We start from the raw sequence: 310 nt of genomic DNA on the forward strand, positions 1-310 counted from the left end.
CAATCCGGGTTTAAGTCTTTCGGCACAATCTCTCGTACAATTATGAATCATTATCAAACCATATTAAACTATTTTGACAATAGAAGCACTAATGCCTCTGCAGAATCATTCAATGCTAAAATAAAAGCATTCAGATCAAAATTCAGAGGTGTTAGGAATATAGAATACTTCCTTTTTAGACTAACTAATATTTATGCTTAATTTTTGTTACTCCACAGGTTTTCGTGTTGATCCGATTTAACGTCATTTTTAAAAACCTTTCGCGCACTTTGCGGTTAAAACTGACAAAAGCCTTAAAACAAAAAACCCC

1 protein-coding gene is annotated in these 310 nt (G+C 32.9%); it reads left to right on the top strand.

Going from position 1 to position 310, the window contains the following annotated elements; translation table 11 throughout:
* The coding region (locus GJU43_RS22775; RefSeq protein WP_195760040.1) for a transposase at positions 1–201 on the top strand (201 nt) is incomplete at its 5' end.
* Positions 202–310: the final 109 nt, after the last annotated feature.

Source organism: Flavobacterium sp. LC2016-23, from assembly GCF_009674775.1.
Taxonomy (GTDB): Bacteria; Bacteroidota; Bacteroidia; order Flavobacteriales; family Flavobacteriaceae; genus Flavobacterium.